This is a genomic window from Clostridium sp. CM042 (assembly GCF_055080995.1).
Genome location: NZ_CM143646.1, coordinates 3013833 through 3028193, shown reverse-complemented (window position 1 = coordinate 3028193; position 14361 = coordinate 3013833). Strand labels below are relative to the sequence as shown.

The window sequence follows — 14361 nt, the reverse complement described above, 5'->3', positions numbered from 1 at the left end:
TTCTCAATTGTTAGATATCTAACAAAATATTCTACTACTAATCTATTACTAATAGCTGCATACTATTACTAAAATAACTAATTACAATAAATCAGTTTACCTCACTATTCACAAACTTCTTCAATCTTTTTTGTAGCTTCCACTATAGCATAAGCCACAGCACTATCTTCTCCATGAGATATACTAAGATGAACATTGTATTCTCCTTCTTTTTTAGCTATTAACTTTGCTTTCCCTTTTAAACTAACTACTGGTTTTCCAAGAGTTGTCCTGTCAATTTCAATATCTTTAAAATCAAATCCTCTAAATCCTGTCCCTAAAGCTTTTGCTACTGCCTCTTTAGCAGCAAACCTTCCAGCCACATATTCAGCCCTTAAATTTCTGCTTTTAAGATATTCTAATTCAATTGTTGTGAAAATCTTCTCTAAAAACTTCTCATTGCTCTCCATAGCCTTTTTTATTCGTCGTATTTCAACAATATCAGTACCTACACCAAGAATCATAACTATCACTCCTACTTATTGATCTATATTATAAGTTTAATTTTTGTATTTCGTAAAACACAGCTGTTAATTTTATCATTAGATATCTATATATAATACTACTCCTACTACAATAATATAATAAAATTTTGATTATTTATTATACTACCTTTCCATTGTAAACCAAAAAGAGGAGCATTCTCCCCAGGAAGAGGTTCAGTCTCCTCGATATGTTAGACTAATTCACAATATTAACAATTAGCTATATTTTTTAACATCTCATCAAAATCACTAGTATATTCATCAATATAATCACCCAATATGTCAATCATGTGAATAGGTGATACCGTATTGTCATATAGCATTTTTAAAAGATTCTTAACTTTATGTCTTTGTGGACTTATGTTTTCTACGCAATCTCTTTGTATCCCTACAACTGATCCATCAACTATGTCTTGTCTTTCTATTTCAATACCATAAGCTTGTATTTCAGTAAGTTCACCATACATTGAAACGGAAATTTGACTTTTTACTAACCTATAAAAATAGCTATGATTTACATCACCATTTGTTACTTTTCTTAATAAATTCTCTATAACTACCATATATGTTTTCCCCCTATACTTATGTTATGAGAATACATTAACATTACTTTTCAAAATAATCTGTCACTTTATGAAATTCGTTTCACATATATTATCTCTTTAAAGTGACAACTTAAACCCTTTCCACCCATAATGCCACGATTAATAAAGAATAGTAAACCACCTGCATATATATGCACTAGATTATTATGTCGAAATTAAAATAAATATAGATAAAAGTATTGAATATAATATTGAATATTTTTTAACAAATTAGAAATATTCTTTATAGATACCTTCACATTATGAAAATTATGATTTTATTGTAAATTTTTGTCATGATAATCATATATTCTATTCACTATTTTCCCTATTCTTTAATGTCATCATGTTTTTTGTGAATTTTTAACATAATCCTCAATGAAATCATCTCCTGCGGAGCTGCACAGCTTCGCAGAAGATAAATTAACGACTTCAGAAGGAAATTTCTAATCCCACTGAAGCTTTCTATTTGTTAGGGCATGTAACTCTCACTTATAGAAGTAGGAGACTTTCCTTCTGAAATGTCGTTAAAATAAATAACCCCTTACCTTTATGTAAGAGGTCATAACTTATATCATCTTTAAAAAAGCTGGGAAGGCTACAGATAATCCTGTAATAATAAGTCCACATAGAAAAGATCCTACAACAGCGCACATGACGGATTTTTTAAAATCCAACTTTAAAAAAGCAGCTATCGCGGTCCCTGTCCAAACTCCTGTGGTAGGAAGAGGTATTGCAATAAAAGTTATAAGTGCTATTTCTTCAAACTTTTCAAATTTAGACTTATTCTTATTTATCTTTCTTTGGATTAAATTATATATTCCACTAAATAACTTATATTTTCCTAGCCATTCAAATATTTTATTAAAGCATATCAACACAAAAGGAACCGGAAGCAAACTTCCAAAAAAGCTTAGTAGGAATACTGCCATTGGATTAATATGATACACATTTATTCCAAGCGGTATAGATCCTTTCTGTTCAATAAGAGGTACTGCCGCTAGCAATAATACTTTTAACCAATTCATATAAACTCTCCTTATTTATAAATTATCTACGTAATTATTTTTCAAAATTTTAAATATCTATTACATGATGTTGTCTGCTCTCACCAATGAAAAACACTGCCAAAGCCCCTGGACCACTAAATCTTCCAACCACTGGTCCGATATAATGAATAATTACTTCTTTAACCACAACCTTTGAGAGTATTTCCTCTTTAAGTCTTACAGCTTCATCATAACAATCTGCATGGCAGATAGCTATAGTTTGAGTTTCAGGATTTTTAATCTTCTCCTTCACTATTTCTGCAAGTTTAGTTAGAGATTTTTTACGCCCGCGAACCTTGAGTACTGGCATTACACGTCCGACCTGGTTAATAGTAAGTATAGGCTTTATATGTAGTACTAGCCCTAGAGTAGCCGCTACATTAGATATCCTTCCACCTCTTTTTAAAAAATTCAAATCCTGCACAGTTATGTAAGTATTTAAATTTTGTATGTTTTCTTCTATTTCGCATGCAATCTTTTCCACGCTAAATCCTTCATTTTTCATTTCCACAGCTTTCATAACCATAAGTCCTTGACCCAGTGACGCTGTTAACACATCAATAATATGTATACAAGCATTAGGGAACTCTTCTAATATAGCAGTTTTACCAATATTAGCACTGTTATAAGTACCACTAAGACCTGAAGACACTCCAATATAAATTACATCCTTACCATTTTCTACAGCTGATTTGAAAATTTTATAGAAGCTTTCAGAATTTGCTTGAGAGGTATTAGGTAATGCTCCATCACGAAGGTCATCAAAAAATTGTTTATGACTTAGGCTTTGTCCTAAATCATCTAAGTACTCTCTACCATTGTAACTAAATGACAACATAGCAAAAGGGATATTATTACCGTAAATATATTCCTTGGGCAAATCACAGCAAGAATCTGTCATAATAACAAAATCTCTCATTTGCATTCCTCCTACGTTTTATATTAATCTTATTGTGGCAACCTTTCAGAAGGAAAATACATCTTTTTAACATAAAAAAATGTTTTGCTATTTTTCTTTATAATTCTTCAAATTTGTTACACAATCCTTTAGAAACTATAGCATAAAAAGCGTTTACTGTAAAATAAAATTGCACAGTTTGGGTAATTTGTTATTGCTTTCTAAATATTCCTATACTATACTTTAAACAATAACTATTATTTTCGAATAGTTATTAAAGGAGTGATATAAATGAATGCATTAGAAGTGACAAAGAATATTTACTGGGTAGGCGCACTAGACCCCAATCTTAGAATTTTTGATATAATTATGTATACCCCTTTTGGTACTACTTATAACTCTTATGTAGTTAAAGGTAGTGAAAAAACTGCAGTATTTGAAACGGTAAAAGAGAAATTTTTTGATGAATATCTGGAAAGATTAAAATCTTTACACATTAATATAGAAAACATTGACTATATAGTAGTAGATCATACTGAGCCAGACCATGCAGGCTCAGTAGGAAAACTTTTAGAAATTGCTAAAAACGCTAAAGTAGTAGGATCACCTGCAGCAATTGAATTTCTTAAAGAAATCATAAATAGAGATTTTGAATATATAACTGTAGGGGATGGAGATAGTATAAGTCTTGGAAATAAAACCTTATCTTTTATTTCAGCACCTTTTCTTCACTGGCCAGATTCAATTTATACCTATGTTTCACAAGACAAGCTACTTATCACTTGTGATTCCTTTGGAAGTCACTACGCAAGTGATGCGATGTATAATGATTTAAACCGAAACCAAGAAGATTATTGCGAAGCCTTAAAATATTACTTTGACTCTATTATGGGACCCTTTAAACCTTATGTGTTAAAAGCTATAGATAAAATAAAGGACCTTCCAATAGATATAATATGCCCAGGTCATGGTCCCATTTTAAGAGAAGACCCCTTAAGTATAGTAAATCAATACAAACAGTGGAGCCTTCCAGAAAAATCAGCCCAAGGCGAAGCACAGGTTACCTTATGCTACGTTTCAGCTTATGGCTATACTGAAACTGTAGCTAAAAAAATAGAAGAAGGTATAAAATCTAATAGTAATTTCAAAGTTAACATGTATGATGTTATCTATCATGATATGAATGATATTTTAAAAAGCATAGATAAATCTGTGGGAGTAATTTTTGGTTCTCCTACCATAAATGGAGACGCTCTAAAACCAATATGGGATATTTTAGTAAATTTAAATCCTATAGTTCATGGTGGAAAAGTAGCTTCCGCATTTGGTTCTTATGGTTGGAGTGGTGAAGCTGTTTCAAATATAGAGGATAGATTAAAACAAATTAATCTAGATTTATATCCTTCTATGAAATTTAAATTTAAACCTTCTGAAAAAGATTTAAACTTTGCCTTTAAATTTGGAGAAAGTTTTGCGGAGAAAATAGCTGAAAAAATTAAAATAAAAAAAAGTCCAGCTAAACCTTCTACAGAGAAACGATGGAAATGCATCGTTTGTGGCGAAGAATTTGATGGAGAAAAACCACCTGAAATATGTCCTGCTTGTGGTGCAAGTGCTGATCAATTTATCCAAGTATCAGAAGATGTAATTACCTTTAGTTCTGATAAAGAAGAAAAATATTTAATTATTGGTAACGGTGCCGCTGGATATTATGCTGCTGATGCCATAAGAAAAAGAAACAAACAATGTGAAATAGAAATGATTTCAAATGAATCACAATTAACCTATTACAGACCTTCCATTTCCGATGGCATAAGTGAAGACCTTAAAGATGATACTTTCTACCTCTCTCCAAAAGAATGGTATGTGGATAACAATATAAGACTTACCTTAGGAGTGCAAGTTCAAAGCTTAAACCCTGAAGAAAAGCAAATATTACTTGAGGGTGGTACCGCTATAAGTTACGATAAACTAATATTAGCAAATGGGAGTAAAAACCATATGATTCCTGTAGAAGGAGTAGATAAACAAGGAGTATTCACGCTGCGAAGTCTAAAGGATTTAGAATCTATTAAGAATAAGATGAAGACCTCCAAAAGCGCAGTTATTGTAGGTGGTGGACTTTTAGGTCTTGAAGCTGCATATGAAATAAAAAAGGCTGGTCTCAAAGTTTCCGTAGTGGAATTTAGTGATTCCCTACTTGTTAAGCAATTGGATAATGAAGGTAGCCTTATACTTAAATCTGCAGTTGAAAACGAAAATATTGAAGTTATATTGGGGGATTCAGTAAATCTTATAAACGGTGAAAACGGTGTTACATCAGTTACACTCAAAAGTGGAAAAACAATAGATGCAGACTTAGTACTATTTTCAACAGGTATTGCACCAAATAAAAACATAGCTGATAACACTAATATAAAAACTAACAGAGGCATACTAGTCAATGAAAATATGGAAACTAATATTAGTGGCATATATGCCTGCGGTGACATTGCAGAATTTGAAGGCACCGTATATGGAAATTGGCCTGCCGCTGTAGACATGGGTAAGATTGCAGGTATAAACGCAGTAGGAGATAATAAAGCCTATGTGCACGCACTTGGTGTTATATCCTTTAACGCCATGGGCCTAGAACTATTATCTGTAGGTGAGATTTCAAAGAATCAATTTAAAGCTATTAGCTCGAAAGATAGTGAAAACAACCTATACAAAAAATTATTCTTCAATAAAGACATCCTAACCGGTGGAATTATAATTGGAGACAACAAATCCTCCGCCAAACTAATAAGTGACATTGAAGAGTCAAAATCACTAGGTGAAGTACTAAAGGAAAATTTAATTTAACGACATTTCAGAATGAAAGTCTCCCACTTCTATAAGTGGGAGTTAAAGCTATAATTCGTATAAATGTTTTTCAACTTTAAAAAGTCCTCAAATGATTGATTTTCAATCACTTGAGGACTTTCTTTATCTGTTTCACCTTTTCCTCAGAAAGACCTGTAGCTTTAATTATTATATCTATACTAACTCCTAATTTAAATAGATTTGTTGCATCTTCTACTTTGCCTTCTGTTTTACCTCTTTCTTAGTTAAATAATGAGTATAGTTTTTCTCCAGGGTGCCTTGCAATAAGAAGCGAAAAAACATTGAAATTCCATTTAGAAATTCTTCTTTTGCCAATGTAAAATCCTCGTAAGCCTGACAGGACGTCAGGCTAGCGAACCTGGGGCAGGAAGCCGAATGTGAGCGACAGAGGATTTTATATTCGCAAAAGATTAGAATTCCTTAATAAAATTTCACATTTCGAGCTCATATTGCAATGCACTATGGAGAATTGTATATCTTTCTTTACTTTAACGCCTGATCAATCCCCGCTGCCAATGCCTTCGCTATCTTATCTTGGTAAGAGTCACTTGCAAGAAGTTTGTCCTCGCTCACATTAGATTGAAAACCCATTTCCACTAAAATAACAGGTACCTTAGACCAATTAAACCCTGTCATATCGTCTCTTTCCACAACGCCTCTATCATTCATACCAACCTTATTAATTAAACTGTTAAAAACTATCTCTCCATATTTTTTACTTGTTTTATATATGGCATTTGTATTTTTAGTATCTGCAGGTACAAGCATTGATGCTCCTTTAACAGATGAATTATCATTTCCATCCGCATGGATTCTTATAACTAAATCCGCCTGATTATCATTGCTGAACTCAGCTCTTGCCTTACTTCCCATAACTATGTTATTCTGCGTTTTAGTCATTTTTACAGTATATCCTTTTTCCTGTAGTGCACTTTTGAGTTTAACTGCTACCGCCATATTAACCACGTATTCAGGAGTTCTTGTAGTAACGCCCTGAGCACCACCTGGTTCAATTATTTTCATTATACTTGAACCTGGATCTTGTTGCTCTTTTTTACTACTAGTAACACTGCCATGTCCTGGATCTATAACAACAACTTTTTGAGAACTTCCAGTTGAGCCTTTCTTATCTTCATCAGTTTTAACCTGTGATTTCTTCTCTATCAAAGCTTTTGCTTTTGCTTCTTCTTTCGCTAATTCTTCTTTTTTCGCCTTAGCTAATTCCTCTTTTTTGGCCTTATCTAATGCTTCTTCTTTCACTTTTAGCGCTGCTTCTTCTTTCGCTAATTTTTCTTCTTTATCTTTAGTTAACGCCTCTTCTTTAATCTTCATAGCTTGTACAGATTTTTCATCTTTTTTCCTGGTGTAGTCTTTACTGTATAATGCACCACACAAAATAGCTAAACACATGAACGCTAATATTATTTTTTTCTTTTTTAACATTTTAAATCCCCCAGCCTTTCTCCGGATACAACAAAAAATATTATTGCTTATTTCCCCATTTATTATTAACATAACCATAATTATATCAGATTAATAGCTAAAATAAAAAATAAAAAACTATATATCACTATTAATACATGCACTTCGCTAAGAACTACTAACTCTATTTTCAATTTAAATCCAAAGTATACATAATATATTCACCGTTATGTTTTGTACATTATATTCCAAAAATTTCATAGTATTACGACGAGCTAAAAAGCCTAAGATAATAACATTAATAATCAAATTTTAAAAAGGAGGAATTTTAATGCCACACAAAGACAATATATATTACGATGAAGACCGTGATAAAATAGAAAAAGCTAATAAAATAGAGGATCTCCAAAACTTAGAAAAAGTCCTACTAGAACCGAGCGATGCCTTAACTAGCACTATAATATTGCATCATTAGAAAAGGTCAGTAAGGCAAGAGAAAAAACTGAAAGAATATCCAATACAAAAAAATAAAAAGCTAGCAAAATTAAATTTTGCTAGCTTTTTTATATTTGTTTAAATAAAGGGATTGGGTTCTAGCATTAATTCAGTCTCTTTCTTGGGGGATAAAGATTATTAATGCTATATGTATTAGAAGTTTCTATAGTGTTATTATATATTAATTTCAATTACTCGTCAATAACTATTATTAATTAATATTTTTATACTGCAAATTCTTCTTCGCCATTTATAATGAACTTATTAATAATATGTGCAACCCCATCTTGCTCATTAGTTTTAGTTATAAAATTTGCAATTCTTTTAACCTCTGGGAATGCATTCCCCATGGCAACTCCTAAGCCAGCATATTTAATCATATGAATATCATTACCTGCATCTCCTATGCATATAACCTCTTCTTGCTTAATATTTAGCTTTTCTGCTAGAGCCGCTACCCCTGCTCCTTTATTAACTGATTTATGAAGAAACTCTAAATAGAAAGGTGCACTTCTAACTATTGTATACTTACTGCTTACCTCTTCCGGAATCCTTTGCATTATTTCCTCTATAATATCTGGCTCATCAACAAACATAACCTTAACTATAGTAGTACCTTCTTCTACATCCTCAACAGGTATTACCTCATTAGAAATATGGTTCATTTCTGCTTCATTTCTAGTGTATTTAGTATCTTTAGGCGAAATCACCGTAGTCTCTGTTAATGCATGTATATTCACCTTTAACTCTTTGCTTAATTCGTACAAATATTTATAATCTTCGATAGTTAATGTTGTTTTAGCTATAGTTTTGTTGCCTTCAGTACTTTGAACTAAAGCTCCATTAAATGCTACTGCATAATTATCCTCTGAAATTAAGTTAAGTTCTTCTAAATATCTTTTAAACCCAACTAAAGGTCTTCCTGATGCTAGTACAACTTTTACTCCATTTTTTCTTGCTTGTTGTATTGCATCAAAATTCACTTGGGAAATTTGTTTTTTATCATTTAATAATGTTCCATCCATATCTAGTGCTATTAATTTATACATTCATTACCTCCGTGTTAAAAACATTTCTTAGAAACAATTTAAGTATACCATAGAATTTTATAAGTAATGGATTTCAGTCTTTATAAATTTTTCGGTGATTTTCTATTCTTAAATATTAAATTCATATATTTATTATGAATCTCAACATATCATACAGTTAAGTTATAGATAAAATAATGACATTTTTACTATACTAAGGTAATATAGTAACTATAATATGTAAAATAAGATACTTACACTTAAAAGGAGGTTATATATATAATGCTAAAAAAAGAAAAACCATTGATTATCACTCTCTCCATTATTATTTTAGTAGCATTATTATATGTGATTTTCTCCTTAAATAAATTGGCTACGCCCAATACATCTTCAAATATCCCTTCGCAAAAAGGTGTATTGGAACTTTCAAATTGGGATTTTCATAAAGATGGATATACTGCCCTTGAAGGGCAATGGGAATTTTACTGGCAGCAATTATTATCGCCAGAAGATTTTACTAATAGTTCTCCCGTTCCCACTTATATAGAAATGCCAATGCCTTGGAATAAATATAATAAAAATTATGATTCTAATGGTTATGCTACATATAGTTTAACCATAAATTTAAATTCAAAATATAAAGATACACTTTTAGGTATAAGTGTTCCTCCCATATTATCTTCATATAAATTATGGGTGAATGGACAGCTCTTTTCATCTAATGGTATTGTTGGCAAAAGTAGTTCTACCGAGCTTCCTAAATCTCTTCCAATTACCAGTTATTTTATGAATAATAATGACAAAATACATTTAGTACTTCAAATTTCAAATCATAACTTTAGATATGGAGGTACCCGCGACAATATTTATCTAGGATTGCAGTCCCAAATGGCGAATAAAGAAGAAGCATCAATTGCACTTGAAATTTTTTACTTTGGTATACTGCTTATAATGGGATTATATCACTTATGGTTATATGCTTTTAGAATAGATGATACTTCTAAGCTTTATTTTGGTTCTCTTTGCATCATTGTATCTTTAAGGGCCTTAACTGTTGGTAACAAGTATTTTTTAACCTTATATGATAACGTAAGTTATAGCCTAGCTCTTAAACTGGATTACTTAACTTTCTATGCGGCAGTTTATTTTATAATAATTTACACATGTGTAGTTTTCAAACAAAATTACTCAAAAAAAATTATAAGAAGCTATAACTTTTTTTTCCTATTCTTTATAGTTACTACTGTTTTTATTTCCCCACTAATTGCTTCAAAGCTCGTTAGGATATTTCAAATATTCACTTTGTTAACCATTACGTATACTATTTTTGCTATATTAAAATCATATCATAGCAAAAAACAAAGGCTCTTAATTCTTACAATTGCTTACTTAATAACTATCGCAATATGCGCTATATCCATACTACATTATCTAGGTATAAATAATTTAAATGACTATTCTTTATTAGGATTCTTCATTATCATACTTTTAAATGCTTTTATATTGGCAATGAATCATTCTAAAGCATATAGAAAAATCGAGAATTTATCCAAGGAAAACGAAGAATGTCTTTTAAGAGAAAAGCTTAGAGAATCTACCTTTCTTCTAAATTCAACCTTGAATTTAGACGAAGTTTTAGATAAATTATTAAAAGGTTTAAAAAAATTAGTGCCTTATGATAGCGCATCATTTTTCATGGAAGAAAACAACCATTTCAATATTATGGCGGGAACTGGTTTCAAAAACATAAATGAGATACACAAAATTCACATCAATAAAAAAGATGATAAGCTATTTAAAGAAATATATGAAACTAATACTATTTTATTAGTTTCTAATGTTAAACAAGATCCTCGTTTTACGCACTATATAGGTCTACCCAATATTGAAAGTTGGATGGGCATACCTATAATCTTTAAAAATAAAATTATTGGCATCTTAACATTAGATTCAGTTCAAAAAAACATTTATACTAAGAATCACTGTGACATAGCCTTATCCTTTTCCCACCATGCAGGAATGGCTATAGAAAATGCTACCTTGCATGGCAAAGCTAAAAAGCTAGCTTGCATTGACCCTCTAACTAATTTGTATAACAGACGAAGTTTTTTTGAGCTTGCAAATATAAGCTTTGATAAAGCTAAATTATTGTTACAACCTATTTCATCCATTATGATTGACATTGACGATTTTAAAAAAATTAATGATTGCCTAGGCCACCATACTGGAGACTTAGTTTTAAAACGTATTTCGAAAATTTGCTTAGAAAATCTAAGTAAAAATCATATTTTAGGTCGTTTTGGTGGTGAAGAATTTATTATATTATTACCTAACACCTCCTTTAAAGACGCTGAAATAATCGGAGAAAATTTGCGCGGTGCTATAGAAAATAATCCTTTAATTATTAGAAAATCAGATTCAATACCTATCACCTCAAGTCTTGGAGTTGCTACACTTACTCCTACTGTTCAAGACTTGGATTACTTATGCATAGCAGCGGATAAAGCCATGTACCGAGCAAAGGCTCTTGGTAAAAATAAAGTTGTATCAATAAATTTGGACTCTAGTACATCAGTATAAATTTCTCCTGAAGTGACTTCGCACCTAGGTGCGTTGCAATAAGATATTGAAATGTGGAATTTCATTAAGGAATTCTAGTGTTTCTGCTCTTCTTATTGCAAATCACTTCCGGAACAAGTCATACTGACTTGTTCTTTACTTGAATGTCCCTTAGGCATTTCTCTTAATATGTATTTAAGAGAAATGGCAGATAAAAAAATGTAGCGAAAAGGAGAAACTAATGAAAGTGCTGGTAAAAAAAACAGGTATAGGTATCGTGATAATTGTTGCTTTTTTATTAATAATCGTTTTAATTAGCTTTATTAATCACAAAATTAAGTTGGATGGAGAGTCTAAATTATTTCACCCATTGGGCACAATGGTTACAGTAAATCAACATCGTATGCATGTTTATACTGAAGGCGCAGGTAAAACTACTTTAGTATTCATGTCAGGAGGAGGAACTTGCTCTCCAACCTTGGATTTCAGAAGCCTATATTCTCAGTTAAGTGATGATTATCGTATAGCAGTCGTAGAGAAATCTGGATATGGTTTTAGTGAAATTGTAGATACACCAAGAGATATAGATGCAGTTCTAGAAGAAACAAGAAGAGCATTAACCCTAGCTGGAGAAAAAGCCCCTTATGTTCTATTCCCTCATTCAATATCTGGAATAGAATCACTATATTGGGCACAAAAGTATCCAGATGAAGTTGCAGCAATTGTAGGATTAGACCCCGCAGTTCCAGCTGCATATGAAAACTATCCCATTCCAAATAAAATCATTTTAAACTTGTCTGCATTTGCATCCAGGATTGGATTTACACGATTTATTCCATCTATTGTAAATAGCTCTGCGGCAATTCAAGAGGGTTCTTTAACTAATAATGAAAAAGAAATATATAGAGCAATATTCTATAGAAGAACAGCTACAAAACCGATGTTAAGTGAATTGGAATGCATTAAAAAAAGCGCAAAAAAAGTTAATAGAATGGGTTCACCACAAGTCCCTATGTTGTTTTTCATTTCAAATGGCACTGGTTCAGGCTTTGATAAAAATCAATGGCAAAAATATTTAAAGGAGTATATTTCAAAAGTGCCTAAAGGTCAAAATATTTTATTAGATTGCGGTCACTATGTTCATGATTACGAATATGAAACAATTGCATCACAAAGCAAAAAATTTATAAACAAAGTTATAGAAGGAAAATGAATATACTAAGGAATAACCTTTTCTCCGTTTTTTTTCATTTCATGTCCCATATAAAGGTAGATCACACCTTCATACCATAACTTAGTATCCTCTTTCTCCAAAACATTATAGGTATTCTTTTTTAGAATCATACTTCTCAGATTCCCCTCTCTCATTCTTCATAGCCCGTTCTACTGCAACATCAACATCTATTTTTAAATATATTTTAAATGAATCAATTATAAAATTACCAAGTAACAACTATCATACGTTCTTCATATTATGCATAATAGTGGTTTAACAATTAATAGTTGTTATCTACAACTAACTCACTACAAGGAGGTTTAAAATGTACGGAAATCCATATATGACGTATGATCCAAATTTATTAGCAAGTTCCTTAGAAGGTATTAGAGCAGCAGTTCAAGGTGAAAAAGAAGATGAATTATTCTATGACTACTTAATAAGCGTTGCTCCTACAGACGATGAAAAAAGAATTATTGCATCTATAAGAGATGATGAACGTGGACATAATAAAATGTTTAGGCAAATATATAATAACATCACTGGAATAGATGTACTACTTAAAGGCGATGAGGAATTTGTGAAACCTATTTCTTACCTTGATGGCATTAAAAAGGCATTATTTGGAGAGCTAGGTGCTGTGGAAAGATATCGAGAAATCAGAAGAGGGCTTCCATCTACAATGTACAGAGATATACTTTTCAACATTATAACTGACGAAATAAAGCATAGTGTAAAATACAATTACTTATTTACCTTAAATCATCACCTGCGGTGCTGAAACATTCACATGCTATCCCTCGCCCCTTGACCCAATGTAAGGATTATTACTGAGAATAAAATTAATACGCATCCAATTACAATAGTAAATGATAGCTTTTCACTTAGAATTATAACTCCAAGTATAATGCTCACTATAGGCTCTAAAGTGCTTAATATTGCAGCACTAGAAGGGCCTATAATTTTTATGCCTTTTAAAAAAAAGGTAAGAGCTAAAACTGTAGATACTAGAGAAATACTACCAGAAGCTAAAAAACTATATGGTTTTATATTAAAATCTAATTGTCCATTAATCATGCCTATTATGAAAATTGACAGCGCAGCTATAAAAGCTAAATAGAAAGTTAGTACAAACGTATCAATTTTATTAACTTCACTATGTGCAACTCCAACAATATAATACGCATAGAAAAAACCTGAAATAAGAGCGAGCCATACTCCTTTAAAATTTAATGAAGCGCTGCCACTGTCCACTAAAAGATATATTCCGAGTACCGATAAAATTAGCGCTAAGATCTTACTTAAATGTAATTTTTCTTTGTACAAAATCACTGAAAAAGCTGTTACTATCACAGGGTAAACGAAATGTAGAATAGTAGCGAGGCCCACAGATATATAATTATATGATAAAAATAGCGCATAAGATGTGCCCGTATATCCTATAATCGCTAAAAAAATAATGTGTATTAGCTGTGACTTGTTTAATTTAAAATCTTTTTTTGTAACAACTATGTAAAGTAGTAGTATTAAAGCAGCTAAAAAGAACCTAAGAAATAACACTGTTGTTGCATTTGCGCCACCCTTATAAGCTATTTTTGCGAGAATTGGCATAACTCCAAAAGCTGCTGAAGATACTACCGTATATATTATTCCATCTATCTTTTTCATTTATTCACGTCCTTTTCTTTATGTTCATATATCATTCTATCACAAACAAAAAA

The 14361-nt window shown here is 31.4% G+C and carries 13 protein-coding genes; 5 read left to right on the top strand and 8 right to left on the bottom strand.

The annotated features are described in order from the left end of the window. Nucleotides 1-104 precede the first annotated feature (104 nt). The 4 genes from acpS to ACWJJ7_RS14455 all read right to left on the bottom strand — a co-directional run bounded on the left by acpS (nt 105) and on the right by ACWJJ7_RS14455 (nt 3076). On the bottom strand, nt 105-503 hold the full coding sequence (gene acpS, locus ACWJJ7_RS14470; protein WP_462962710.1) for a holo-ACP synthase: 399 nt from the start codon (nt 501-503) through the stop codon (nt 105-107). 230 nt (nt 504-733) lie between these two features. Further along, entirely contained in the window at nt 734-1087 is a 354-nt protein-coding gene (locus ACWJJ7_RS14465) for a DUF6514 family protein (RefSeq protein ID WP_462962709.1), read from the bottom strand. 590 nt (nt 1088-1677) lie between these two features. After that, nucleotides 1678-2136 (bottom strand): COG2426 family protein, encoded by a 459-nt coding sequence (locus tag ACWJJ7_RS14460; RefSeq protein ID WP_462962708.1) that lies wholly within the window; start codon nt 2134-2136, stop codon nt 1678-1680. A 49-nt stretch (nt 2137-2185) separates the two neighbouring features. After that, on the bottom strand, nt 2186-3076 hold the full coding sequence (locus tag ACWJJ7_RS14455) for a DegV family protein (protein ID WP_462962707.1): 891 nt from the start codon (nt 3074-3076) through the stop codon (nt 2186-2188). Between the two features lie 270 nt (nt 3077-3346). Here ACWJJ7_RS14455 and ACWJJ7_RS14450 point away from each other — a divergent pair, with 270 nt between their 5' ends. Beyond that, nucleotides 3347-5899, top strand: coding sequence for an FAD-dependent oxidoreductase (locus tag ACWJJ7_RS14450; protein WP_462962706.1), 2553 nt, complete (start codon nt 3347-3349; stop codon nt 5897-5899). A gap of 504 nt (nt 5900-6403) precedes the next feature. Here ACWJJ7_RS14450 and ACWJJ7_RS14445 read toward each other — a convergent pair. Further along, nucleotides 6404-7363, bottom strand: coding sequence for an N-acetylmuramoyl-L-alanine amidase family protein (locus ACWJJ7_RS14445; protein ID WP_462962705.1), 960 nt, complete (start codon nt 7361-7363; stop codon nt 6404-6406). Nucleotides 7364-7673: 310 nt separating this feature from the next. Between ACWJJ7_RS14445 and ACWJJ7_RS14440 the strand changes: the two genes are divergently transcribed. Beyond that, nucleotides 7674-7817: a hypothetical protein gene (locus tag ACWJJ7_RS14440; protein ID WP_462962704.1), complete on the top strand. Its 144-nt coding sequence runs from the start codon at nt 7674-7676 to the stop codon at nt 7815-7817. Nucleotides 7818-8061: 244 nt separating this feature from the next. Here the strand turns inward: ACWJJ7_RS14440 and yidA are convergent, their stop codons facing one another. Continuing rightward, nucleotides 8062-8886: a sugar-phosphatase gene (gene yidA, locus ACWJJ7_RS14435; RefSeq protein ID WP_462962703.1), complete on the bottom strand. Its 825-nt coding sequence runs from the start codon at nt 8884-8886 to the stop codon at nt 8062-8064. 261 nt (nt 8887-9147) lie between these two features. Between yidA and ACWJJ7_RS14430 the strand changes: the two genes are divergently transcribed. Then, nucleotides 9148-11445, top strand: a complete 2298-nt coding sequence (locus ACWJJ7_RS14430; RefSeq protein ID WP_462962702.1) for a diguanylate cyclase — start codon at nt 9148-9150, stop codon at nt 11443-11445. A gap of 220 nt (nt 11446-11665) precedes the next feature. Continuing rightward, nucleotides 11666-12637: an alpha/beta hydrolase gene (locus tag ACWJJ7_RS14425; protein WP_462962701.1), complete on the top strand. Its 972-nt coding sequence runs from the start codon at nt 11666-11668 to the stop codon at nt 12635-12637. Nucleotides 12638-12642: 5 nt separating this feature from the next. On the opposite strand, the gene ACWJJ7_RS14420 is transcribed toward ACWJJ7_RS14425, so the two are convergent. Beyond that, complete coding sequence (locus ACWJJ7_RS14420; protein WP_462962700.1) at nt 12643-12768, bottom strand: hypothetical protein; 126 nt, start codon at nt 12766-12768, stop codon at nt 12643-12645. A 197-nt stretch (nt 12769-12965) separates the two neighbouring features. Between ACWJJ7_RS14420 and ACWJJ7_RS14415 the strand changes: the two genes are divergently transcribed. Then, nucleotides 12966-13421: a ferritin-like domain-containing protein gene (locus ACWJJ7_RS14415; RefSeq protein ID WP_462962699.1), complete on the top strand. Its 456-nt coding sequence runs from the start codon at nt 12966-12968 to the stop codon at nt 13419-13421. A gap of 5 nt (nt 13422-13426) precedes the next feature. Here the strand turns inward: ACWJJ7_RS14415 and ACWJJ7_RS14410 are convergent, their stop codons facing one another. Continuing rightward, nucleotides 13427-14308: a DMT family transporter gene (locus tag ACWJJ7_RS14410; RefSeq protein ID WP_462962698.1), complete on the bottom strand. Its 882-nt coding sequence runs from the start codon at nt 14306-14308 to the stop codon at nt 13427-13429. Nucleotides 14309-14361 lie beyond the last annotated feature (53 nt).

Bases quoted from the DNA above. Each gene is read 5' to 3' on its own strand.
- ACWJJ7_RS14440 (WP_462962704.1), top strand. From the start codon at position 7,674: ATGCCACACAAAGACAATATATATTACGATGAAGACCGTGATAAAATA.
- ACWJJ7_RS14425 (WP_462962701.1), top strand. From the start codon at position 11,666: ATGAAAGTGCTGGTAAAAAAAACAGGTATAGGTATCGTGATAATTGTT.
- ACWJJ7_RS14460 (WP_462962708.1), bottom strand. From the start codon at position 2,136: ATGAATTGGTTAAAAGTATTATTGCTAGCGGCAGTACCTCTTATTGAA.
- acpS (WP_462962710.1), bottom strand. From the start codon at position 503: ATGATTCTTGGTGTAGGTACTGATATTGTTGAAATACGACGAATAAAA.
- ACWJJ7_RS14410 (WP_462962698.1), bottom strand. From the start codon at position 14,308: ATGAAAAAGATAGATGGAATAATATATACGGTAGTATCTTCAGCAGCT.
- ACWJJ7_RS14415 (WP_462962699.1), top strand. From the start codon at position 12,966: ATGTACGGAAATCCATATATGACGTATGATCCAAATTTATTAGCAAGT.
- ACWJJ7_RS14455 (WP_462962707.1), bottom strand. From the start codon at position 3,076: ATGAGAGATTTTGTTATTATGACAGATTCTTGCTGTGATTTGCCCAAG.
- ACWJJ7_RS14445 (WP_462962705.1), bottom strand. From the start codon at position 7,363: ATGTTAAAAAAGAAAAAAATAATATTAGCGTTCATGTGTTTAGCTATT.
- ACWJJ7_RS14420 (WP_462962700.1), bottom strand. From the start codon at position 12,768: ATGATTCTAAAAAAGAATACCTATAATGTTTTGGAGAAAGAGGATACT.
- ACWJJ7_RS14430 (WP_462962702.1), top strand. From the start codon at position 9,148: ATGCTAAAAAAAGAAAAACCATTGATTATCACTCTCTCCATTATTATT.
- yidA (WP_462962703.1), bottom strand. From the start codon at position 8,886: ATGTATAAATTAATAGCACTAGATATGGATGGAACATTATTAAATGAT.
- ACWJJ7_RS14450 (WP_462962706.1), top strand. From the start codon at position 3,347: ATGAATGCATTAGAAGTGACAAAGAATATTTACTGGGTAGGCGCACTA.
- ACWJJ7_RS14465 (WP_462962709.1), bottom strand. From the start codon at position 1,087: ATGGTAGTTATAGAGAATTTATTAAGAAAAGTAACAAATGGTGATGTA.